23 protein-coding genes, 2 pseudogenes and 1 other annotated feature are annotated in these 23,602 nt (G+C 46.6%); of the genes and pseudogenes, 2 read left to right on the top strand and 23 right to left on the bottom strand.

Annotation, left to right across the window (positions count from 1 at the left end):
• Window positions 1-30 precede the first annotated feature (30 nt).
• The 5 genes and pseudogenes from FYJ59_RS14420 to FYJ59_RS02675 form a co-directional block, all read right to left on the bottom strand.
• A pseudogene (locus tag FYJ59_RS14420) lies at window positions 31-387 on the bottom strand (shikimate kinase); the annotation flags it as partial.
• 91 nt (window positions 388-478) lie between these two features.
• Window positions 479-1,366, bottom strand: coding sequence for a shikimate dehydrogenase (gene aroE, locus FYJ59_RS02690; RefSeq protein WP_154495148.1), 888 nt, complete (start codon window positions 1,364-1,366; stop codon window positions 479-481).
• 1 nt (window position 1,367) lies between these two features.
• On the bottom strand, window positions 1,368-1,877 hold the full coding sequence (locus FYJ59_RS02685) for a YqeG family HAD IIIA-type phosphatase (protein WP_118547220.1): 510 nt from the start codon (window positions 1,875-1,877) through the stop codon (window positions 1,368-1,370).
• 25 nt (window positions 1,878-1,902) lie between these two features.
• Window positions 1,903-2,469: a uridine kinase family protein gene (locus tag FYJ59_RS02680; protein WP_154495147.1), complete on the bottom strand. Its 567-nt coding sequence runs from the start codon at window positions 2,467-2,469 to the stop codon at window positions 1,903-1,905.
• Window positions 2,447-2,851, bottom strand: coding sequence for a DUF3842 family protein (locus tag FYJ59_RS02675; protein WP_118547222.1), 405 nt, complete (start codon window positions 2,849-2,851; stop codon window positions 2,447-2,449). The genes FYJ59_RS02680 and FYJ59_RS02675 overlap by 23 nt, the downstream gene beginning before the upstream one ends.
• A 200-nt stretch (window positions 2,852-3,051) precedes the next feature.
• Between FYJ59_RS02675 and FYJ59_RS02670 the strand changes: the two genes are divergently transcribed.
• Window positions 3,052-3,624, top strand: a complete 573-nt coding sequence (locus FYJ59_RS02670) for an ECF transporter S component (RefSeq protein WP_154495146.1) — start codon at window positions 3,052-3,054, stop codon at window positions 3,622-3,624.
• Between the two features lie 59 nt (window positions 3,625-3,683).
• Here FYJ59_RS02670 and FYJ59_RS02665 read toward each other — a convergent pair whose 3' ends face one another.
• The 5 genes from FYJ59_RS02665 to FYJ59_RS02645 all read right to left on the bottom strand — a co-directional run bounded on the left by FYJ59_RS02665 (window position 3,684) and on the right by FYJ59_RS02645 (window position 9,572).
• A complete protein-coding gene (locus FYJ59_RS02665) occupies window positions 3,684-5,030 on the bottom strand; it encodes an MATE family efflux transporter (protein WP_154495145.1) in 1,347 nt (448 codons plus the stop codon).
• 195 nt (window positions 5,031-5,225) lie between these two features.
• On the bottom strand, window positions 5,226-6,917 hold the full coding sequence (locus FYJ59_RS02660; protein WP_154495144.1) for a carbon starvation CstA family protein: 1,692 nt from the start codon (window positions 6,915-6,917) through the stop codon (window positions 5,226-5,228).
• A gap of 105 nt (window positions 6,918-7,022) precedes the next feature.
• Window positions 7,023-7,291, bottom strand: a binding site (T-box leader).
• A gap of 80 nt (window positions 7,292-7,371) precedes the next feature.
• Window positions 7,372-8,301, bottom strand: coding sequence for a PIN domain-containing protein (locus tag FYJ59_RS02655; RefSeq protein ID WP_154495143.1), 930 nt, complete (start codon window positions 8,299-8,301; stop codon window positions 7,372-7,374).
• A complete protein-coding gene (locus FYJ59_RS02650) occupies window positions 8,301-9,302 on the bottom strand; it encodes a hypothetical protein (RefSeq protein WP_205839431.1) in 1,002 nt (333 codons plus the stop codon). Before FYJ59_RS02650 ends, FYJ59_RS02655 begins: the two co-directional genes overlap by 1 nt.
• Before the next feature lie 69 nt (window positions 9,303-9,371).
• Window positions 9,372-9,572, bottom strand: coding sequence for a hypothetical protein (locus tag FYJ59_RS02645; protein ID WP_154495142.1), 201 nt, complete (start codon window positions 9,570-9,572; stop codon window positions 9,372-9,374).
• Between the two features lie 387 nt (window positions 9,573-9,959).
• On the opposite strand from FYJ59_RS02645, the gene FYJ59_RS02640 reads away from it, so the two are divergent.
• Complete coding sequence (locus FYJ59_RS02640) at window positions 9,960-10,166, top strand: hypothetical protein (RefSeq protein WP_154495141.1); 207 nt, start codon at window positions 9,960-9,962, stop codon at window positions 10,164-10,166.
• 66 nt (window positions 10,167-10,232) lie between these two features.
• Here FYJ59_RS02640 and FYJ59_RS02635 read toward each other — a convergent pair whose 3' ends face one another.
• The 13 genes and pseudogenes from FYJ59_RS02635 to FYJ59_RS02585 form a co-directional block, all read right to left on the bottom strand.
• Window positions 10,233-10,781, bottom strand: coding sequence for a GNAT family N-acetyltransferase (locus tag FYJ59_RS02635; protein ID WP_205839430.1), 549 nt, complete (start codon window positions 10,779-10,781; stop codon window positions 10,233-10,235).
• Window positions 10,782-10,812: 31 nt separating this feature from the next.
• A complete protein-coding gene (locus FYJ59_RS02630) occupies window positions 10,813-11,088 on the bottom strand; it encodes a hypothetical protein (protein WP_147365368.1) in 276 nt (91 codons plus the stop codon).
• An 81-nt stretch (window positions 11,089-11,169) separates the two neighbouring features.
• Entirely contained in the window at window positions 11,170-11,589 is a 420-nt protein-coding gene (locus tag FYJ59_RS14215) for a hypothetical protein (RefSeq protein WP_268878527.1), read from the bottom strand.
• Window positions 11,590-11,606: 17 nt separating this feature from the next.
• Entirely contained in the window at window positions 11,607-12,203 is a 597-nt protein-coding gene (locus FYJ59_RS14210) for a recombinase zinc beta ribbon domain-containing protein (RefSeq protein ID WP_268878526.1), read from the bottom strand.
• Between the two features lie 18 nt (window positions 12,204-12,221).
• Window positions 12,222-12,464, bottom strand: a complete 243-nt coding sequence (locus tag FYJ59_RS14205; RefSeq protein WP_268878525.1) for a recombinase family protein — start codon at window positions 12,462-12,464, stop codon at window positions 12,222-12,224.
• A 225-nt stretch (window positions 12,465-12,689) separates the two neighbouring features.
• Window positions 12,690-12,962 (bottom strand): hypothetical protein, encoded by a 273-nt coding sequence (locus FYJ59_RS14035; RefSeq protein ID WP_235897890.1) that lies wholly within the window; start codon window positions 12,960-12,962, stop codon window positions 12,690-12,692.
• Window positions 12,963-13,331: 369 nt separating this feature from the next.
• The gene (locus FYJ59_RS02615; protein WP_154495139.1) at window positions 13,332-14,828 is read right to left on the bottom strand and encodes a glycoside hydrolase family 43 protein; all 1,497 of its coding nucleotides are present in this window, start codon (window positions 14,826-14,828) and stop codon (window positions 13,332-13,334) included.
• Between the two features lie 251 nt (window positions 14,829-15,079).
• Window positions 15,080-16,345, bottom strand: a complete 1,266-nt coding sequence (locus FYJ59_RS02610) for a glycoside hydrolase family 27 protein (protein WP_118547232.1) — start codon at window positions 16,343-16,345, stop codon at window positions 15,080-15,082.
• A gap of 26 nt (window positions 16,346-16,371) precedes the next feature.
• A pseudogene (locus tag FYJ59_RS02605) lies at window positions 16,372-16,539 on the bottom strand (class II aldolase/adducin family protein); the annotation flags it as partial.
• Entirely contained in the window at window positions 16,481-17,971 is a 1,491-nt protein-coding gene (gene rlmD, locus FYJ59_RS02600; RefSeq protein WP_154495138.1) for a 23S rRNA (uracil(1939)-C(5))-methyltransferase RlmD, read from the bottom strand. The gene rlmD and the pseudogene FYJ59_RS02605, both read right to left, overlap by 59 nt.
• Window positions 17,972-17,974: 3 nt before the next feature.
• Window positions 17,975-18,274: a DUF4366 domain-containing protein gene (locus FYJ59_RS02595; protein ID WP_154495137.1), complete on the bottom strand. Its 300-nt coding sequence runs from the start codon at window positions 18,272-18,274 to the stop codon at window positions 17,975-17,977.
• Between the two features lie 95 nt (window positions 18,275-18,369).
• Entirely contained in the window at window positions 18,370-20,754 is a 2,385-nt protein-coding gene (locus tag FYJ59_RS02590; RefSeq protein WP_154495136.1) for an ATP-dependent helicase, read from the bottom strand.
• Between the two features lie 6 nt (window positions 20,755-20,760).
• Window positions 20,761-23,595 (bottom strand): bifunctional diguanylate cyclase/phosphodiesterase, encoded by a 2,835-nt coding sequence (locus FYJ59_RS02585; RefSeq protein WP_154495135.1) that lies wholly within the window; start codon window positions 23,593-23,595, stop codon window positions 20,761-20,763.
• Window positions 23,596-23,602 lie beyond the last annotated feature (7 nt).

Below are 23,602 nucleotides of genomic sequence, written 5' to 3'. Positions count from 1 at the left end.
GTGTCCCCTATTTGCATCCAGGATGATATCTGCACATTCCGTATAGATTTTATCCCGTACTGCTAACAGTTCCCGGATTCTTCCAAGCGGATCCTCACATTGCAACAGCGGTCTTGTGGTATCATTTTTGAGTCTCTCGTATACTACTTCCGGTGACACTCTTAAGTATACCACCGTTCCACATTGATGCAACAGGGGACGGTTCACCGGATTGACCGGGGTTCCTCCGCCTACGGACAGAATGTACTCGTATTTTCTGCTGCCGCATTTGCGTAAGACTTCCGTCTCCAGTTCCCGGAAATAGGCTTCCCCATCATCCGCAAAAATCTCTGAAATGCTCCTGCCTTCCTGTTTCTCAATCATTTTATCCGTATCTTCCACCGGCATCCGCAGCAGATAGGACAGCTTTAATCCCAGTGTGGTTTTCCCCGATCCCATAAAACCGATCAGGACGATATTCCTGCGCTTGTGCTTCATTTTATTTTCCGTCCTCTGTCTTTTTTGCTTCCTGCATCCGTTCATAGACTTTGTCTGCCAGCCACGATTCGACCTTGCAGCCTGTCCACAGTTCAAACGCAATAATTCCCTGGTACAGCAGCATCTTCGCTCCGTTGTAGGCCTTACCGCCCTGTGCCTCCACCAGCTCCATAAACCGGGTCTTCGGCGGATTGAAGATCAGATCGTAACCGGTATGTACTTTTTCATAAAATGCAGGATCCTCGATCACGGCCGCATCACAGTGGGGATACATGCCCACACTGGTGGCCTGTATTGCAAGATATTGTTTTCCTGCCGGAAGCTTGTCATACGCATCCACAGACATTGCTTTCGCAAATTTCCTGCCGGCGATACGATTGACTTCGTCCGCCACCTCCTGTGCTTTCTGCACCGTACGGTTGAGAAGGATTGCTTCCCTTGCTCCCTTATCCAACAGCAGCATGGCTACGGCTCTCGCCACACCGCCGGCACCCAGGATCAGGACTTTTTCGCCCTTCACCTTCACACCATCTTCACACATGGCACGGTACAATCCTGGCATATCGGTGTTATATCCCTTATAGCCTGTCTCGGTCCGTACCAGAGTATTCACCGCTCCGATATTCTCTGCCAGCGGATCGATATCCGTCAGATACGGGATCACATCACTTTTATAAGGGACCGTCACATTTAAACCCAGCAGATTCAACGCAAAGGCTCCCTTTACAGCATCCTCCAGTCTTCCGTTCTCTACACGGAACGGGACATATGCCAGATTCTCTCCCAGCACCATGGACAGAGTATTATGGATCACCGGTGACAGCGTGTGCTCCACCGGGTTGCCGATCAGTCCACAGGTTCTGGTATAACCATTGATATCATTCAGCATTTTACTTTCCTTTCCGGCGGCATTCTCTATGGTAGAAAAACAGCACAATTTTTTCTAAATATCTCTTCAGTACGATCTGGATCTCTTCCTTAGGATGGATAGGGCGCGTCAGATAGGTCACGATGCCACATTTTTTGGCTCCCCACACATCCGTGAACAGCTGGTCTCCCACAAAAAGTGTAGTATCTTTCGTAGTATGCATCTGCTCCATGGCGCGCAGATAGCCGTCTCTTCCCGGCTTGCCGGCCTTATAAATATAAGAAGCCCCTACCGCGTCCGCAAAGCTTTTCACCCTGGGTTCCTTGTTGTTCGATAATAGAAGCGTCTGAAATCCCAGCTCCCGCAGTCTGCCGAAAAATTCGATCGCCTGCGGTGTCGCCGGTGCCCCATGGGGTACCAGAGTATTATCAATATCAAAAATGATCCCGCGATAACCCTTCCTATATAATGTCTTGTAATCTATGCCATAGGCGGAATCCGCCTCATGATCCGGGTAAAACTGTTGCAGCATATGTCCCGCCTTTCGTTTATTTCCTCTATAATATAATGTAATCTGCTTTTTCCCACACAGAGAATGTCTGAAAGTATGCCTCTTCCAGCGGGATCCACAGCTGTAAAAAGTCCTGTAATCTGTCCTCGCCGTTCCGCTTGCGGATCCGCTCTTCCTGTGTCTTCCCATCAATATCCAGAAATACCCGACGGTCCATATAGTCACCAAATACCGGGTGGCAGCTGTAGGCTCCCTCCACGAATACATAACCGTTATTTTCTACCGGAATCTCTTCTCCCAGGGTCATCCGGGAGCAATCAAATCTCCGATAGGAAAAAGGTCTGCCAGATCTCAGATTCGGGAGCACTTCCGTTAAAAAGCGTTCATAGTGCACATTTCCTCCGGGCTCGCTTCTGCGTTCCGGTGTCCGAAGTGCAGGCGGCAGGAAAAAATCATCCATATGGATCACATCCCCACCCAGTTTCTTTACCAGTCTTGCAGCCATTGTCGTCTTCCCGGCCGCGCATCTTCCGTCAATGGCAATGATGCGCACCTCTTTAGGGAGTTCCCGTAATTCCTCTGCCAGATCATTAAAAAATCTTCGCGATCTCATCCACAGCCTCCGCAATGTATTCTCCCAGCCGTCTGCTCTCTACTCCCACGATCGTCGCATGGCATTTGTTCATGGGGATCAGGACCAGCTTCGCATCACCAGAAGCCACTGCCGCCGCCATCGTGGGTGTGATCTCTCCTAACATGGCATCCGCCATAACGATTCCCATTGGTCCCATGATCACATCCGCTCTCTTACTGTTATATACCACAGCGTTCTCTCCGGTGGCTCCGCTTGTCACGCCGCTTTTCATCATATTCGCCGTAGCCGTGGCGTTGGTTCCCACAGCGATCAGTTCCGCCTCAGGGAAACGTTCCTTTAATGCCTCCAGCAGGCTTCTGCCTACGCCTCCGCCCTGTCCATCCATTACCATAATACGCATAACCTTACTCCTGCAAAAATAATACTTGTTTCATGATAGCATGGCAGATGCTTTTTTGCAATTTATCTTGACAAAAAAATGCTTACCCTTTATTATAAATTGTGCTTCACGAAGGAGCCTGACGCCAGAAGGCATATTACCCCAGAAGGGGGAACTATGCCGTTCTGGCTTTTTTGTTACTGTTCAGGAGGTTTCATTCCATGAAAAAATTAACCGTTTTAAACAAGAGTATTATCACCGCTCTGTGTGTTGCCTTATGTGTGGTACTGCCTATGGCTCTGCATGCGATCCCTAAGGGTGGCGTCCTGTTCTCTCCCATGCATCTGCCCGTGCTGCTGTGCGGTTTGGTCTGCGGAGCTCCCTTCGGTCTCATCTGTGGTATTTTAGGGCCCTTTGTATCCAGTATGCTCACCGGCATGCCCGCTTTCGGCTATATGCCCATCATGATGATCGAGCTGGGACTCTATGGTCTGATCAGCGGTCTGGTCATGCAGCTTCTCCGCAGCGGCAAGCTGGTCATTGATCTGTATGCGGCTTTGATCATCGCCATGCTGGGCGGTCGCGTGATCACCGGAATCCTGCGTGCCCTGATCTTCGCCGGCGGTTCTTACAGCTGGTCTGCCTGGGCTACCGGATATTTCGTATCCTGTCTCCCCGGCATCATCCTTCAGCTGATCTTACTTCCTACCATTTATGTGGCATTGGAACGCGCTCATCTCCTGCCGGTTCGTTACGCTGCCGTTTCTGCTACTGCAGAGACCGAAGCTGCATAAATCCATACACCATCGAGTCGGCCGGCTCATCGCACTCACAGCAAAATAGCTCCTCTGTCTTACGACAGGAGAGCCATTTTTTGTCTGTAGATCCGTATGAAATACAGGATCTCCGCCACTGCGGTAATGCTCCAGGAGAACATATACAGCAGATACAGGGACGGAATTGTATGAAAATACGCAAATACCGTATAAACCCAGATCACACGGAATACGCAGGAGCCCATGATGACAATGAACATCGGTACAATACTTTTGCCCAGGGCTCTGGCTGCCGCAATGGTACAGTCCATAAATGCCGAGATGCAATAGGAAAAGCCCATAATCGTCAGACGATACATTCCGGCATCCATAACTGCCGCATCTCTGGTAAACAGAGACAAAAACGGTCTTCCGAAAACCACCAGTGACACTCCCAGGAGCAGACCGATGCCGAAGGAATATGCAAGGCTGATGAGGTAACTGTTCCGCACTCTTTTCTTTTTACCGGCGCCGTAATTCTGCCCCATAAAGCTGCCACAGGCAGTATAGAATGCCGCCATGACATCATACACCAGTGCATCCGCATTAGTAGCTGCGGAGTTGCCCGCCACCATCGTGGCATCAAAGGAGTTCACGCCCATCTGAACAAAGCTGTTGGCGAACTGGAAGATCACGTTCTGTAATCCGGAAGGCATTCCCAGCTTCAGAATATCCCTCGTAAGTTCCCGATCCATCCGTAGTTTTCCGGGATGCAGTGCATAGATGTCTTTGCTTCGAAGCAGTGCCTGTAAGATCAGCACAGCGGACACGTATTGGGAAATGATACTTGCTAACGCCACTCCCGCTACATCCATCCGGCAGACAATGACGAAGAAAAGATTTAAGATTATATTCAGCACTCCGGAAAATCCCAGATAATACAACGGCTTTTTCGTATTGCCCACCGCACTGTACACGGCGTTACCGAAATTGTAAATTGCCAGTGCCGGCATTCCCAGGTAATAGATCCGCAGGTACAATACCGCTTTGTCCAACAGCTCTTCCTTCGTCTTCAATGCCATCAGCATCCACTCGGACAATCCCACGCCCAGAACTAATAACAATACGCCCATGATCAGGCTGACCAGTGCCGCGGAATGGATGGTCTTCGACAGGCTGTCCTTATCTTTTGCTCCGTAATATAATGCCGTTAATACATTGATACCGCCGGACAGACCAATGAGGAACCCGGTAAACATGGTGACCAGGGTCGCCGTGGAGCCCACCGCGCCCAGAGACAGAGATCCCGCGAACTGTCCGATCACTGCAATATCCGCCATATTGAAAAGCACCTGCAGCAGATTGGATAGCATCAGCGGCACACTGAAGATCAGTATTTTCTTCCCTAAGGATCCTTCCGTCAGATCCTGCATATTCTGTTTCATCTTGCTTTTATCCTTTTCCCTGTCACTTACTTGATTCCCATTACAATCCTCCCCGCCAGCTTCCACTCTGACGAAAAGAACGGTCAAAAAGCTTTTTGCTCTCTGACCGTTCCCTATTCTAGCATATCTTTTCTTAGTTTGCCATATTTCTTTGTTATATTTTGTGCTATATTTATCTGCTATTTCTCTGCTGTATTACGCTGCCTCTTTTTCTGAATTTTTCCCTGCACCGAACAGCTTGCGGATGCAGCTGTAAGCAACCATAACGCCCAGTACCATAAGCAGTATGGCAACGATCAGCTGTAAACCGTCCACCAGGAAGGTTGCCTGTCCGGCAGCCACATTTTTCACCAACGTGATCGTCTTCTGGATCAATGCGGTGAAGGTTACGACTAACATCATTCCCATGGGAAAGTACAGCGTCCAGCCGGTACGACCGGTGGTTTTTAAGAATACTGCCAATGCGATCAGTACCAGTGCAGCCAACAGCTGGTTTGCAGAACCGAACAGCGGCCATACATTGTTGTATCCGCCCAGAGTCAGCAGATAGCCGAAAAACAGGGTGATCACGGTTGCAAAATATTTATTGGTCAGAACCTTCTGCATGGGAGTCATCTTTGCAGTGTCTGTGGTATCCCCTAAGAACAGCTCCTGGAAGGACATCCGTCCGATTCTTGCTACGGAATCCAGGGAAGTCAGTGCCAGTGCGGATACACACATGGTCATGAATACGGTTGCCACGGTTACGGGAACACCCATTTTCTCCAGGAATCCTGCAACGCCGAAGGAGAAAATGGAGAAAGGTGTGCCATCGGGTTTCGTACCATTCACAGCTACTGCTCCGACAACTACCAGTGCTACCACACCAAGCAGGCTCTCTACGATCATGGCACCGTAGCCTACCATGGGCATATCTTTTTCATTGCTGATGGTCTTGGAGGAAGTACCGGAGGATACCAGGCTGTGGAATCCGGATACCGCACCGCAGGCGATCGTGACAAACAGGGTCGGGAACAAGCTGCTGTTGCCCACCTGAAAACCGTTAAATGCATTCAGCTCCATATCGGGATGTGCTACGACCACACCGAGTACAGCGCCGATGATCATGCCCAGTAACATAAAGGTGGTCATGTAATCTCTGGGCTGCATCAGAAGCCACATGGGCATTACGGATGCCAGGAACAGGTATGCCATGATGATGTAGATCCATGTGGTCTTTGAAGCATAGATCGGAAGCTTCATGCCTACCGCAAACATCACTACCAGCAGACCGATGGCTACGACCGCCTTAACCCACTCGTTCATTTTTCCAACCTTTTTCTGGATCAGACCGAAGATCACAGCAACCAGGATGAACAACATGGAGATGGATGCTGCACTGCCGTTAGCATATGCCACACCTGCATCTTCCAGTCCGGTACCTACGAAAGTACCTGCCACCATATCGGTAAAGGCTGCGATAACCAACAGCGTGAACAGCCAGCAGAACAGCATGAACAACTTTCTGCCGGTCTTACCGATGTATTTTTCAATGATCATTCCCATAGATTTTCCTTCGTTCTTCACAGAAGCATACAGGGCACCGAAGTCCTGCACCGCACCGAAGAACAAGCCGCCGATCAGAAGCCACAGAAGCACAGGCACCCATCCGAATACTGATGCGAGGATGGGACCCGTCACAGGGCCTGCCCCTGCGATAGAGGAAAACTGATGAGAAAATACGGTAAATTTGGAGGAAGGCACGAAGTCCTCTCCATCTTCATGGGTAAATGCAGGCGTCTTCGACTTCTCATCGATTCCCCACTTTTTTGCAAGCCATCTTCCGTAGAAGACATAGCCTGCTACCAGCACTGCCATTGCGATCAGAATGATTACCAAACTGTTCATTTTTGTTTCCTTCTTTCTTGTGTCTTGTTATTTTGTCGTGACAGAAAGAAAAATTCTGATTGCCCATAAAACAAAAAAGCCTTCCGTCTCCGGCGCCCTTAAGCACCCAAAGACGAAAAGCTCTAAGCTCTCCGCGTTACCACTTTGCTTGCCATGTTTTATCACATGACCTCTTGTTCCCATCTCCATGAAATACAAATATTTCATTTCCAACAGGCTTCTAAATAACGGTAGAATACCGGTGACACCTACTTAAAATCTTCAGCGCACTTCTCACAGAGGATAGTCTGTCATACTCACATACCGTCTCACACCAGCCGACGGCTCTCTGAAATGCTTCCGTATGCAGATCTTGTTCTGCTCATCGAATTTCACTTTCTGTTCGATAGCAACAATACCACTCTGCTTTTATATTGTCAATAACTTTCTTTTCACATTTTCTTGATCTTTTTTATTATTTTCCCTTTTTGTCGGCAATCAGGGGTTTGATGGCAGAATAAATCTCACTGGTGCGCTTGCTGTCCTTGAACTCCTTATTCAGGGCATTGTTGATACCCTGCTTGGTCTTGTACTGGCGGATGAATTTTACCACCTGCGGGACGATGGTCTGATCTGTAAGGACTTTTTCTACGGCTAAAGTCAGTTCATCCGGTTCCTCCGCGGACTTCTTCTCTGCAGGCTTCTTTTCTGCCGGTTTCTTTTCCTCAGTCTTATCATCTGTCTTTGCAGCACTCTTCTTTCTCGTGTTGTTCTTTTTCCTTGAGGGCTTCTTCGCGGGTTGTGCAGACTCGTCCACCGTCTCAGGCTCCGGCTGTGCGGACTCCTCGGGTGCATTCGCCTTCTCAGGCTCCGGCTGTACGGGCTCCTCAGGTGCATCTACCCTTTCCGGCTGTATGGGTTGTGTCTGCTCTTCCTCTGTCGTCGGCTGCTCTGTCACATCCTCTGCAGCGGTAACGGCTGTTTCTGTCTCCTGTTCCTCTTCTGTCAGGAGATTCTGCTCTGCCACAGGATTCTTCCCCCATAAGAGATTACGGATGATCCGCACGGGAACTCCCTGCGCCTTCCAGTACACCATAAGGCTGGTGAAGCCATTGTCCTTGGTCACGATAAAATAATTTGGGTGTATCCCCTCGTTCTGCTGCCCGCAGATCAGATATCCCAGATAGGTTGCCAGCTGGAAATCCAGTGCATTCTTGGTACCCACCGCTACTTTGTGGTAAATGATGTTTGCCTTCGTCTCATTTAATTTCCGATGCAGGTCAAAGGTCATGCTGTCAGCATTATCGCTGTAGAAAATACAGACAGTATCTTCCTCCGTCAAAAGCTCCACGCCTTCCATGCCACGGCTTTTTACATTTTCGAAATCAATCAGATAATATGCCATTACGCTTCCTCCATGCTGGTTGTCCCACTGCCTTCTGTATCCACGGACTTCTCTGTCTGTTCCTCTTCTGTCACCGGCGGCTCCTGCTTTTTCTTCGGAAGCTTTGCACGGATCCATTCTTTCCAACCGGAGAAGATCTCCTTTATCTGCTTTTTCCGTTCTCTTCGCTTCGCCGCACGCTTCTGTCTGGCTTCTTCCTTTAATTCCAGCTTTTCCTGCTTTTTCGCCTGCTTCGCCAGTGCTTTTTCTTCCAGTTCCACTTCCTTGATGGCAGCCTTTTCGATATCACGGATGTAACGATTGGCCTTTTTATGATTCTTACGATCCAGTCGGTAAGGGTCATACAGGAAATAGGACACTGCTCCCAGCAGCAGAAGCACCACTCCGGCTATCGTAAGCGCCGGTACGATAAGGGCATACTCTGTAAATCCCAGTTCATAGCACACAAACACGATCAACATCGCCGGGAACAAGAGCAGATACAGAATCCTCGTCAGGACATCCAATATTGCATGCTGTCTCTTCCCATTGTTCAGCAGCGTTCCCTCAATGGCTGTATAAAAAGCCATGAAAATACATAATTCCGAGCCGAAGCCATGAAGATATCCACAGATTCCGGTCAAGATCAGCGACAGAAAAAACATGCCGAACGCTGTTCCCCGATACAGGGCATAGCGGTATTCCGTCATTCCCTGCAGCTTGTCCTCACTGATGCCGTGCATCTGGTAGACATCCTTGCGGATCAGGCGTTCAAACTCTTCGTTATACCGCTGCTCCTCTTTGGTATTGCGCAGGTGATCTTCCACCGCCTTGCTCATCTGCTCAATATATTCCTGCTCCTTACGGATGCGCCTGGTCCGAAGCTGCTCCAACTCATTCTGACGTTTTACTTCCTCTTCCAGCTTACGTACTTTGCCGATCCTGGGATTTTTCACCGTAATCTCCGGAGGTTCCGGGAGCACTGTGCTTTCTTTTTTTCCCTGTTCTTCCTGTTCTTCCATTTTGGGGTCCTCTTTCTGTGTGTGATCCGTTAGTCCTATTATAATTTTTCCCACGCAGAAAAACAACCTTTAGTTCCCCTTTTCTTCGGTTTTCTTCCAGCCTGCCATCAAGTGCAGTTCCAACGGAACGTTATAGTCCGTTTCTCCGCCTTGTTGTGCAAAAAAGCGGGATGCCGGCATGGTCTCCACCAATATGTCTCCCTCATCCGTTGTGAGATACCAGCCTGCGAAATGATACCCTTCCCGTTCCGGGGTCGGATATCCACACAAGTCTATCCTGCTGCAAATATTCATCCGACAGCGGCGGATATTCCGGGCCTATGGAATCCCAACAGCAGATTGTGATTCAGAATACGCATTCCGGAATAGATATTTTTTTCACATTTTTCTTCTTATCTTTGTCTTACATTTTTCCCTTGTTTTCCTCCTTTGCAAACTGCTTTTTGATGGTTCATTTTATCATTTTTGCAGAGTAAAACACAGTTGACAAATGTCTTATTATAGTAATATGTGACTATTTCACAATTATAGTAATGATTCCTATTATTATATTTGTTACTTTATTCCATTTTCTTTTTTCAGGAAAAGAGATATACTATATACAGAAACAAGGAAATGTTTCCATTAATCACAACATAAAAGAAAGGATGATAGATTATGGCAAAATTATATACCATTACTTTAAACGGCGTTACAGAGGATACTTACAACAAGGCAACGGATTATATTCAGGCAAATTCCCTTCGCCTGAACTATCGCCCGGCTGCCTCCACCATTGATGCGGAATTCCCGGATGACATTGATCCCGCCAAAGCTCCGGAGCTTGCTGATGCTGTGATCCGCGAGGTGCATCAGACTCTGTAATTTTTTGATTTTCTTGATTTTTTTGTTGTGCCCGCTAACTTGCGGGCACTTTTCGCATGAAGACTCTTAAGGTTCAAGCGGTTTCCGGTATTCCTCATATAAGATATCCATGTGTAGCCAGTCATAGTGGTTCCGCATATAGTAACAATGCCCCCGGTATCTGCCACTTATTCTGAATCCTGCCTTCTCGTAACACTTAATGGCAGGGGTGTTTGTTTCCAGTACATCCAGATGGACACTATACACTCCCAGCACCATAAAGCAGTACCGCAAGAGTATCTGCACGACTTCGGTTCCAATGCCTTTTCCACGCGCCGCCTTTTCTCCGATGTTAATGGATAACCAGGCTGACATGTCCTCAGTTCGATGGTCAATATGACAATATCCAATCAATGTGTCTGTCTCTTTCTGGACAATTCCCATCCGCATGACAGAATGGTCGTTTACCCAACCGGGCATCCGGGTGATGTCCACCACAGAATGCGCATGCTCTATAAAGACACAGGTGGTTTCATCCGACATCCACTTCGCGTATAAGCCGACTGCCTCCTCGTCATCCCTCAGTACGGATAAAAAAATATGATTTCCATCTAATCTGCATATATTTTTACTCATCATGCCACCTTACATTTTCAGCACTCCTATTTCAAGAATTTATTTCTTTTTCCCAACGCAATATAAACTCCTGTATTGTATTTTCATAATCATCCGACTGTTTGAACAACTGGTAAGGACTGTATCTCAATTTCCCAGCTCCCTGTCTCAGTTCCATGACAATGTCTTTCCAATAATCTCCGCCATTGATTATATAACGCTGCGTTCCCGGAAATCTTTCGTCTATGATACTATTTAATATCTCTGTAAATTCTGCCTGGGACACTACTGCTGCCTTATTCACTTCTGTTTTCTTTTCTTTCTCCAAATTTTTTGCCCTTTTTCATTTTCAGGATATGTTTGACATCCGTTTCTGTAAGGCCATATTTACAGTCCGTCACAAACAGGTTCATCTCCTTCGGTCTTGAAAACAACTGTGCATCGTCAGTAAGCACACAGTCTCAAGTGTTGATGACTTTTCCAAGGAAACCATATGCTCATCCGATTTCTCCTTGTCCAAAGAAATTCCCTTGATTTGTGCTACTTCCTTGCCTTCTTTTATAATCGGTACCGGAAACTGAAACTTAATATTCTGAATCCAATTTCCATCTTCCCGTCTTTCCGGGAATATATCAATGCGTTCAATAAAAGCCTGCATGAACTGTTTCTTTTCAGCATCCGTACATTCTGAATACACTTCATTAAAAGCACCTAAAAATCTGTATATACTATCTGCATCAATCTGATTTTTCTTAAGCTCATAAATCTGAGACTTCAGTTCTGCCCTTGTTTCTTCCACTTCATCTATTCTATCATATTGAGCATCCAATCGTCTCTGCAAATCTACTATTTTTTATCGTAATGGGTATCTGTAACATCCAGATTATCCATCTGCTGTTCAAGGCGTGTTTTAATAGTCTCTGCCTGATGAAGACTTGCATTTAACACAGATAACTGCTTTTCCAGGTCCGTTGTGTCAACAGTTGCTCCTATTTTATCCTGAATGGCATCCTTGAATTTTCCTTCTTTTGTCATTGCTGTAATCAGCTTTGCAAGCATATCATCAATCTGTGTCTGCTCGATGTTACGTCGGAACGTACACTTGTGCCCGGTAGCATTCACGGTATTCTTACAATAATAGTAATATCTAGTCTTGTTATCTTTTTGCCCTGCTTTACCAATATTTCCATACATTCCTTTTCCACAGCAAGGACATTTTAATATCCCAGACAAAATATGTGCATGTTCCGGATCATGAATTTTTTCACGCTTGTAATTATTTTTTGAACGTTTTTCCTGTGCAAGATCCCAGTCTTCCTCGGAAATAATTGCTTCATGAATTCCCTCATAAACAGGGAAATCTGATTGCTCCACTACATGAGTTTCATTACGGGTTCCTGTTTTCTTCTCTGTACGCCTGCGTCCATATGCTATCTTCCCCATATATACCGGGTTATCAATTTACCTGTCAAAAATCATTTGAATAATTTCCACTTCATCCTCCGCAATAACAAGTTCCCCATTTTCCAGCCTATATCCATACGGAGCAAATCCGCCATTCCATTTACCTTCTCTCGCCTTATGCTCACGCCCAGCCATTGTCTGCACTCTGATATTTTCCCGCTCCATCTCTGCTACTGCCGCAATGATAGATCGAAAGGCTTGTGAGCATTCTCTGAAATTGTCCAGAATCGTCCAAATCAAATCACACCATCTATTCTGCTTTCTGCACATAATGTTCTTATTCTTCTCGCAGATATTCCTCATCTCTTTGAAGTTCCAGATAAAGTAATATAATTATCCATTGAATATTCCCAAAACACCACAAAAACAAAGCGTCATGTGATATTTCTAATACTTTACGTCCTAACAATAGTAATAGTTTCAATATACTATATTATGATATGAATACCGAATTTTAATCCAAGTTCATGTACATAAGAAGCAGGTGTGTAAATCCGCTTCCATCTGCTGATGACGGAAATCTGCCAGATGCTCATCCATCAGAATAACACTTCCATCTTCAGCCATAACCGCTTCTGCATCAGCCTGTGTATAGGTAACCTTGTATCCTGCTTCCGGGCCGTCCAGTACTGCTCCTCCACGGTCTTCATAGCTATTGCTCGGAAGTGCCTTGACATAATCTTCATCTGCTATTGCTCCAAGATAGTCAGATGCTGCCTGAAACTGGGGATAGCTCATACCATCACCAATAAACAGAAAACATATTTCGGTGCTTTTGCTGTTTCTTCTTGCGTCTGCGTTTCTGCAGATACTTCTGTTACGATTGTTTCCTGCTCTGTTGCTGCTGTACTTTCTGTCTGTGCCGGTGACGGTGACTTAGAAGAAGTCTAGTCTGCTGCAGGTGCTCCGGAGCATGCTGCCATAGACATTGCCATTACAACAGCAAGCATACCCTTCATCATACTCTTAATTCTCATAATCGTTTCTCCTCTCTGAAACATGTTTTGTTTTTCCTCTGCTTCACTATACAATACCGTTGTAAAAACCAATGTCCAAAGTAGGAAAAATTTGAGTAAATTCCGACACTTATTTTATGCAGTTCTATCTTTATGAGATTTCATCAACATCATAGTACTTAAAATCCCGGAAGCAGGCACTTCCTCCTGTTTCCTCTGCCGCGTAGCAGAACAGACCAAACCGGCAACCAGTAAAATGATCCAGTTTGAAGTACAGCTTATGCACGGTTCCGATGGGTAGCCAGTCTCCCTTATTTACCCGGTAATAGCAGCGTGCTTCATCCTTCATGTTACAGAAATCTGCTTCAAGACGAAAATCCATCTGGTGTGATTCAACAACAGTTCCTTCCGTCATATCCAATATACCATCTTCTTTTTTATCCAGCATAAGGACTTCATATTTTCCATGATGTTTTGTAATGCCAACTGCAGCATAACAGCTCTGCAACGCACACAAACCTGCGACATCGCCCTCTTTCAATGCAGAAGCATCAACAGTAACCTCAGCTGCGCAGGACGGATAACTCATCCTTTGCGTAAGCGTATTTACTGCCTGTGTAAGCTCTGTACAAACTTCCCGTGTTGTAATTGTATAGGTTCCCTGCAATGCATCCAGATGATAGTACCGTGGATCTGGATCATGATTAAACTGCCAGCGCGGAAGCAACCCATTACAGAAATCATCACTTCCCACTAATGGCTGATAAATATATCCTGGTCTGGTACTGTGAACCTCTATTTCTTCCGGCACATGTCCGTTCTGTCCAAAAAACGGAAAATGATCCTTCCAGGTAACCGGAAGCAGAATAGGAATCCGTCCAACTGCTCCGGAATCCTGAAACAGCATTGCATACCACTTTCCATCCGGCGTATCCACTATTCCTCCCTGTGCCACGCCCTGTCCACAATATCCACGATCATCACAAAGTACATCTCCACCCGTGAATTCTCCTTCCAGAGAATCACTGTAAAAGCATGCTTCCGTCCGCATCCAGCGGTCTCTCAGGGAATGAACCAGAAAAATATAATAATAGCCGTTTATTTTTTGAATATGAGAACCCTCATAGCCTAGCTCCGGGTTCTTATGATCACTGACTAAAAGACGATGTAATCCGTCCTTCTTTGGTGCAGTCAAATCTTCATTCAATTCTGTAATCCAGATTTCATCATTTCCATATACAATATAGTTTCTGCCATCCTCATCAAATAATAAAGAGCCGTCATGATAAAAGCCTTCTATAAGCTGCTTTTTCCATGGACCATCTATTTTTTCCGAAGTATACAAATAAGTCTTACGGGTATCATTTGCCACAAAGCAGATACAAAATCGGCCTTCATGATAGCGCAGAGAAGCTGCCCACATGCCCTGTCCGTAAATATTCTGACCGCTTTTCAGTTGCTGCGCATCCGTATGATCCAACGTCTCATAGACATAAGTCATATGCTCCCAGTGCACCAGATCAAAAGACTGCAGAATCTCACAGCCCGGCATAAAGTGCATGGTTGTGGATACCATATAATAGGTGTCTTCTACGCGGATCACGTCCGGATCTGGATAATCCAATCTTGTTATAGGATTTACATTCAATGTTTATTCCTTTCTGTTTTATCTCCATATTCTTTCTTTGTTCTATTCTATTTTTACTATTTTATCTTTGTTTCTTATCCGTCTGCCTTTTCAACTCTTCTCTGCCCCATTTCACTATTGCTAATATCAAAATCTCACAGTAAAATATAATAATCGAAAAAGATCGCAAACGTGCTGAAAATGACTATAAGGTTAATCTCAAAACTGAGATCATGATTGAAGATCTCTATACATTAACAGTAGTATGCTTTTTAGTTGTACGTAAAATGATATGCCCTAGCACCATGACTCTTTAATGACACACTAAGGCTCTTTGGCTCTTCCACGTGCTCTCCGCTCCAAAGCTCCGTTCCATTTACTCCATCATAAATCTCCAGATCGGCAAGCGGTATGGATATGCCACTGTCTTTATCACCCAGATTAAATACCGCGACATAATATCCACCCTTTGTATCTGCTGCAATCCACAATGCATGCTCTATACCATCGATTTCACGTCTCCACACCTGATGCGAATGCCGTGCATTTGCATGCATGGCAAGTATTTCAGAATTGGTTACCAGATTCATAGTGAATTCGTCAAACCCTGTCAGCTCTCCTCCCAGCATCAAAGGAGAACGCATGATACTCCAGAGTGTCAGCATGGTGATCTGCTCATCCTGTGTGAAATTCGTCCAGTTATTCACATCATATACCTGCCGTATCGGTCCGACCGGAAGCATATCGGCATCCGGCCAGTGCCCTGCACCTGCATGGGTGCACCATTTTTCTGCTCTTGAAAACATATCATATAACAGTTCCCACTTATCCCAGAAATCATCGGTGATTCTCCACATATTGGAAATCTGCTTATAAAGCTCTGCCTTTTCTAAAAGAGCAGGTCCCGGCGACAGACTTAAAACCATGGGTCTTCCGCAACCATGCAATGCTTTGCTCAGCATAATCAGTTCGGATTCCTCATGTGGCAGTTCCCGTGCAATATCATCACATTTAATAAAATCCACACCCCAGGAAGCATATAATTCAAAAATACTGTTATAGTATTCCCGTGCCCCGTCTTTCTCAGGATCTACACCATACATATCCGTATTCCAGGCACAGATACTGTTTGTTTTGGCAATTTCCCGGGCATGTCTGTCACTGTTCATGATTTTCGTGTTCTGATGTACAGCCTGTCGTGGAATCCCTCTCATAATATGAATGCCGAACTTCAATCCAAGAGAATGGACATATTCTGCCAATGGTCCAAAGCCCGCACCATTTGCTGCGGAAGGAAAACGATTTACTGCGGGAAGCAGTCTTCCATACTCATCCATTACTACATCCGCAAAAGGATGATACTCATTGGTTGCAGCATATGGCTCATACCATTGGATATCCACCACAATATATTCCCAACCGTACTCCTTCAGATGCTCAGCCATAAATTCAGCGTTCCGTCGTACGATATCTTCTGTAACAGCCGCTCCATAACAATCCCAGCTGTTCCACCCCATAGGTGCTGTTTTCATCTTCATCTGTTTTATACCCTCTCGATATCCTGTTAATTCTGTCCGTAATATGCATTTGCACCATGCTTACGGAAATAATGCTTATCCTGTAATTCCTGCGGATGAATCAGCTCGATTCGATATGCCATCTTGGCAACCTCTTCAAGAACCACCGCATTGTGGACGGCCTCCTTTGCATCCTTGCCCCAGGAAAAAGGACCAATCGACCATTCCCTTGGAAAGCAAGACAACAGTCTCCACATTCGCGGTCCAGGGGAACTGGTCCACGGCAACGGCTTTGTCCACGCGGTAGCCATTCTCTAAGAATACCTCCAAATCTCTCACGAGGCTGGTGGGTTTGCAAGAGATGTAGACGATATGATCCACCGCATATTTTATAATTTTCGGCAGTGCTTTGGGGTGGATGCCATCTCTTGGGGGATCTAAGATGATCATGTCCGGCTTCTCTTCCACTTCGTCCAGTACCTTCAACACATCTCCGGCAATGAATTCGCAGTTATCCAGTCCGTTGGCGGCGGCGTTTTTCTTTGCTGCCTCCACGGCTTCCTCCACGATCTCCACACCGATGACTTTCCCGGCGGCCGGTGCCATGAGCTGTGCGATGGTGCCGGTACCGCTGTAGAGGTCGAACACGGTCTTGTCGCTGCCACCCAGGTCGCCCACATAATCTCTCGCCGTCTGGTACAGTACCTCCGCACTGTAGGAGTTGGTCTGAAAAAAGGAGAATGTGGAGATCTTGAATTTCAACCCCAGCAGTTCCTCATAAAAATACTCCTGTCCGTACAACAACTCCGTATGATCACTCTGCACCACATCTGCGATGGAATCATTGGTGATATGTAAGATTCCTGCGAATTTTCCGAAAAGCTTCCCATCCTGTTCCAGGGAAAGCAACAAATCCTTAAATCCCGTGATCAGCGCATCCGCATCCAAGCTTCCTTCCACCGCCGTCTCTCCCTGCCAGGGATCCTGGGAGGTCGTCACCAGTGCCACCAGAATCTCTCCGGTGCGGGATGCCTTACGTACCAGCAGGTGCCGTAAGTACCCCTCATGGCTCATTCTGTGGAAAAAGCTTACCTTCGCCCGGGCAAAATAATCTCTCACTGACTGTAAGATCAGGCGGTAATCCGCATCCACGATCTCACAGTCCGCTACGGTCACAATGTCGTAGAAACTGCCTCTCTTATGCATGCCCAGTGCCAGCGGTCCATCCTTGTACTCGTCTCCGAAGGAAAATTCCATCTTATTGCGGTATTCATAAGCCTTCGGGCTGCCCTTGATGCCCTCAAAAATCCAGGCTTCTTCCTGCTTGTTTAACACGCTGTCCAGCAGACGTTTTACCTGTTCTTCTTTGACCTTCAGCTGTTCTTCATAGGGCAGAGACAAATAGGTACATCCACCGCACAACCCAAAAAGGGAACACGTCCGGCCGGTTTCTAAAGGTGACTTCTCTGTCACCTCTAAAAGCCTTCCTTCCGCCTTCCCTTTGCGTACTTTATTCACTGAGAACTTGACTTTCTGTCCGGGCAGGCTGTTCTTGACTACAGCAGTCTCTTCTCCCACACAGACGATCCCTTTGTTGGGAAAATCGACCCTTACAACAGATCCTTCATATACCTGTCCTTTTTTCATGGGTTAGTTCTCTCCTTCATCCTCGAAGAAGTCGTCATCATCCTCTTCCACTTCATCTGCTTCGTCCTCGAAATCATCCTCGAAGTCTTCCAGATAATCCTGTGCAAAGAAGAAATGATATACGGCATAAGCTACAGCTGCAACAGCTGCTACGGCGCCGATGATCGCCAGTACCCATACCAGGACATTGCGCTCCTTCTTCTCTTCCACTTCCTTACCCAGGAGCTTATTAAGCTTCTTCAGTTCGCTGACTTTCAGTTCGTTTAATTTGTCAAGGTCTACCAGATTTTCGATTCTGTTCATATTATTTACCTGCCTTTCCGGCATCCGGACTTTTCTGCGGATGCAAAGCAATTGTTTTCATTCCTTTATATGATACCATGTTTTCGTGAAAAATACTATACCCGTTTTAACTTGGCAAAAGATGCATACATGATCTTCTGCCCCGCCTGGTCGAATTCCACCGTGACCTTATAGTCCCTGGGTTCTCTCGCGATATTCAATACCGTGCCCTCACCGTATTTGATATGACGTACTCTGTCACCTACCGTATAGTCCAGTGCATCCGGTGCCTTGAATTCCGTTCCTTTCTGAAGTCCCGCCAGCTGGTTGAGTCCATTGATCCCCTTGGAAATATAAGGTTTGTCTGCTTTTGCCGTAACTCGGGGTTTCAAGGTTGCCTTGGGTCTTGGATCAAATCCCGTATTGCCAAAGCCTCCGAAGCCGCTACCCGAACCGTTTCCGGACCGGGGGGGTGCAATCGCTTCCAGTCCCATGGCACGAAGGGCTGCCTCATTGGCTCTTCTCGTCTGAAAATCCTCCAGGTCATCGTCCCGGTATCTTCTGCTGGGCGGCAGGGTATTATCCATAAGTTCCTTCGGGATCTCCCGCACAAAACGGCTCACGGGATTGTACTGTGTCTCACCGCGGAGCATTCTGCTTCTGGCACAGGTCAGCGTCAGATCCTCCTTGGCTCTGGTGATTCCCACATAAGCCAGTCGTCTCTCTTCCTCGATCTCCAAGGGATCATCGGACGCGATCGTCATAAAGCCGGGAAATAGTCCATCCTCCATGCCGGCGAGATAGACCACCGGGAATTCCAGACCTTTGGCACTGTGCAGAGTCATCAAAAGCACTCTGTTATCGCCATCCTCCACATTGTCAATATCCGCTACCAGCATGATCTCTTCCAAAAATTCCGACAGAGAAGGCTCATCATGGGTCTCCTCGTAGACTGCTGCCTTGGTGATCAATTCATCTACGTTCCCGAGACGGTCCTCTGCAGATTCTTCATCCTGATCCCGCAGATATTCCGCATAATCGATCCGTTCTAATAAGGACTTGATCAGATCCGGCAGTGTATAGGAGGACAATCCGCTGCGAAGCACTTCGATCAGATTGACGAATCCACGGATCTTTGCTTCCGCTCTTCCCAGTCCCCTGATCTGGTCTGCCTCGCACAATGCATCAAATAACGTGATATCCTTCATCTGTGCATAATCCGCCACTTTTTCCAGCGATGCCGTACCGATGCTTCGTTTCGGCACATTGATGATTCTGCGCAGAGCCACTTCATCCCTGCCGTTATCAATAGTCTTTAAATACGCCAGGATGTCCCGGATCTCCTGTCTGGCATAGAAGTTCACACCGCCTACCACATGATAGGGAATTCCTTCCACCACCATACGTTCTTCTAAAAGTCTGGACTGGGCATTGGTACGGTACAGTACTGCACAATCCGCATAGGCAACGCCATTTTTGTTCACTTTATCAGAAATATCATCTGCGATATATTCCGCCTCTTCATAAGCATTGTCAAATTGTCTGAAATGTATTCGGCTGCCTGCTCCTTTTTCCGTCCACAGTGCCTTCTCTTTACGGCCTCTGTTGTTGCGGATCACCGCGTTTGCCGCATCCAGAATATTCTGTGTGGAACGGTAATTCTGCTCCAGCTTGATCACTTTTGCATCCGGATATATCTTCTCGTAATCTAAAATATTGCGGATATTGGCACCTCGGAACTTGTAAATGGACTGGTCATCATCACCCACGACACAAAGATTGCGGTAACCGTCCGCCAACAGCCGGATCAGTTCAAACTGCGCCGTATTCGTATCCTGGTACTCATCCACCATGATGTATCGAAAGCGCTCCTGATAGTTATAGAGTACCTCCGGACAGCTTTTGAACAGCTCCACCGTTTTCACAATGATATCATCAAAATCCAGTGCATTACTCTTCTTCAGGGTGTCCTGATATTCTCTGTAAACCTTTGCCGTCACACTTTTGCGATAATCGCCTACAGACTTGACCTCGAATTCCCGTACATCCACCAGTTCATCCTTGGCAGAAGATATTTCAGACAGCAGCGTCCGCTCCTTATACATCTTCGTGTCGATGTTCAGACGTTTGCAGACCTGTTTGATCACGGTCTTCTGATCGTCTGTATCATAGATAGTAAAATTCGTATCATATCCCAGTCTGTCAATATGTCTTCTGAGGATCCTCATGCAGGTGGCATGGAAAGTGGCTACCCACACCTGATCCGCGCCGAAACCGGCGATCTGGTCCACACGTTCCCGCATCTCCTGTGCCGCCTTATTGGTAAAGGTAATAGCAAGAATGTTCCATGGATTCACTCCCAGTTCATCGATCAGATATGCCACTCGGTGGGTCAGGACACGGGTCTTGCCGCTTCCGGCGCCCGCTAACAGAAGGAGCGGTCCTTCCGTATGAAGCACCGCTTCTTTTTGTTCTTTATTCAAAGTATCATAAATGCTCATGTATGACTAATTATCCCTTTCATTGAATTCCTGTAAAAAAGTTCTGAATTCCCCGATCGGCATTGGTTTTGCATAAAAATATCCCTGCACGATATCGCAATCCGCCAGCCGGAGCATCTCCAGCTGTTCACTGGTCTCCACACCCTCTGCCAGCACTTTAAAGCCGAGATGTCTTAACATTTTAGTCAGATATTTTATAATTGTCAATGCGGTTTCTTCCCGTTCGCTGTTCATGGTATCATCCAGGAACTGCTTGTCCAGTTTTACCGTATCCACAGCCACCTTGGATAACAGATTCAGCGAAGAATATCCACTTCCGAAATCATCGACAGAGATCTCCACTCCTCTGTCCCTGAGGGTTTCCAGATTATTGGTCAGCTTATTCAGATCCGACATAAATACTGACTCCGTCACTTCCACCTCCAGCAGATTGCTGGGTACCTTATAGTCTTTCAGGCGCTTTAAGATATTCGGCACAAAATCCGCATATTCATTATGACGTCTGGAAAAGTTAACAGAGATCGGCACCACTTCTTCTCCCTGTGCCAGGGCATCACGCAAATATTCCATGACCTGATCCAGAATGGCGAAATCAACCTTGGTAATAAACCCATTTCTCTCAAAAATATCTATAAACTTTCCGGGCATTACCATAGTTCCATCCGCTTTTATCCAGCGCACCAGTGCTTCCGCTCCCACTACTTTTCCGGTATGAAGAGATACCTTAGGCTGGAGATATGCATGGAATTCTTTATTATTATAGGCGCTTACCATTCCGGATACAATTGTTCTGGTATTCTCCAAATCTCTGCGGATCTTGTCCGTGTAAATTTCTACGGCACTGTCTACCTTCTGCGTCTTGCATTGTTTTCTGGTCTCATTGGCATTATCCATCATGGAAGATACCGACCAGTCATTCTCCGTGATCTCATACAAACCGGTGGCAATGACCAGATTACACTGATCATACCGGCTATTGATCCTCTTCACAAAAGAATTCGTAAACGTCAGGTACGCCTGTCTGGCATCCTCCGCGGAATCTTCCTTCAGCACACCGACAAAGTGATCGGAGGTTACGCGGCAGAACAATACGCCTTCCTGACATTTTTCCTGTAATTCCACAGCAAAATCATGCAGGATACGGTCGCCTACCTCGTAGCCATACATTTCATTCACATACTGGAAATTAGAAAAGTCAGAGGACACAAAATATAATCCGGTCTTTCCATTCGCTGCCATATAGGCTTCTAATTTGTCTACGAACTTATTGTACACCGGCAGTCCGGTCAGCGCATCATAATTCAGTTTCCGGTTCAGTTCCCTTTGATCTTTTTCTGCATTTTTCAGCATGCGAAGCCTGTTGAATATCTGATGGGATATTCTGCACAGGGCATTTTTCTCCTCTTCCCAGGTTCTGTCTGTATGGCGGTCTGAGAAGATAACACTGGCCTTTAATCCCTTCGAAGCGGTAGACATTACGATCATCACAGACTCCGCTTCTTCTTTGTAGATATTCGGAGTCTCCGACTGTCTGTAAATTGCGGCACCGGATTCGTCTGCACGTTTCCGGATCCTGTCCCATTCAAATACTCCCGGGTGCAATATTCTTTTGACAAAATTTTTCTTTTCTTCCCGATTCCATTGATAACGGATCGACGGTCCTGCCTCACTCACTTCCACACATATCATATCATCAATATTGAAAAAACTGCAGGTACGTTCACTGATCAACTTCAGGGCGCTGGTCAGATTCGGTACATTTTCCAACAGGTCCATGCAGAACAGCACCAGATCTTCCGCGCTCTCGAACTGTGCCTCCTTGTGAACGATCTCGTCCTCTTTGTTCTCCTCACTGTCCAGGTAGCTTTGACCGGGCAATGCCACACCCTCCTTGACCTCCAGAAGATCATAAGCGCCCTTTTCCCGACTCTTCACCTGATACAAGGCTGCATCTGCCCACCGGAACAGCAGATTATAGTCTGTCACTGTTCCATCCGTAACCGCAGCTCCCAGACTGCAGGAGATATGCAGTCCTGTTTTATCATCATCATAGCGGTCAGACATACAGCGATTCAACTGTCCAAGCTTCTCTTCCAGTTCCTCTCTTGGCATATTCTCTACATAGCATACGAACTCGTCTCCACCAATCCTGCCTTTCAGCGCCTCGGGAAACAATTTATTCATTTCATCCGCAAAAGAGCACAATACCGCATCTCCAAACAGATGTCCGTTTGTATCGTTGATCTTTTTAAAACTATCCACATCCAGAACAATAAGGTATCCCACCTGTCCCCGTTTCATTTTCTGCAGTCTGTGTGTGATCTGCTGCTTGATGGTGGAATGATTCAAAAGTCCAGTCAGGGAATCCCTTTGTGATTTTTCCTGTAGTTCCCTTTCCTTTTTCTTCTGCGCATCAATATCACAGACCTTGCCCAGGACACGTTCCGGTTCTTTTTTTTCATTATAAAAAGTCTGCCCGATGACCTTCATCCAGTGAGGATTACCTTCCTCGTCCGGCTTGCAGAGTTCAATACAAATATCCGGCTTGCCGCTGTGCAGCGCTTCTGCAAGCTGCTGTTCCACTGCATCCGTGCGGTTGTCCACTTCCCTGAGGAGCTGCTCAGTATACCCTTCCGTGATCTGTCCGCAATACAGACTACCTTCTTCCGGACCGGCATAATGCATTTGATCCTTTGCAATATCATATTCAAAGATCAGATCTCCGGACATTCGGATCACAGCCATCAGTTTTTCCCGTTCCCGCTGCAGTTGCTTCGTTGTTTCCTCCAGCCGTCTGTCTATATCTTTGTTATTTTCTAACTCCATTATTTTTTCGTCCATACAGCCC

Origin of the sequence: Waltera intestinalis (genome assembly GCF_009695995.1) — a bacterium.
GTDB lineage: Bacteria > Bacillota > Clostridia > Lachnospirales > Lachnospiraceae > Acetatifactor > Acetatifactor intestinalis.
Note: the sequence above shows the minus strand (reverse complement) of the source record. Positions and strands in the feature narration are given on the sequence as shown.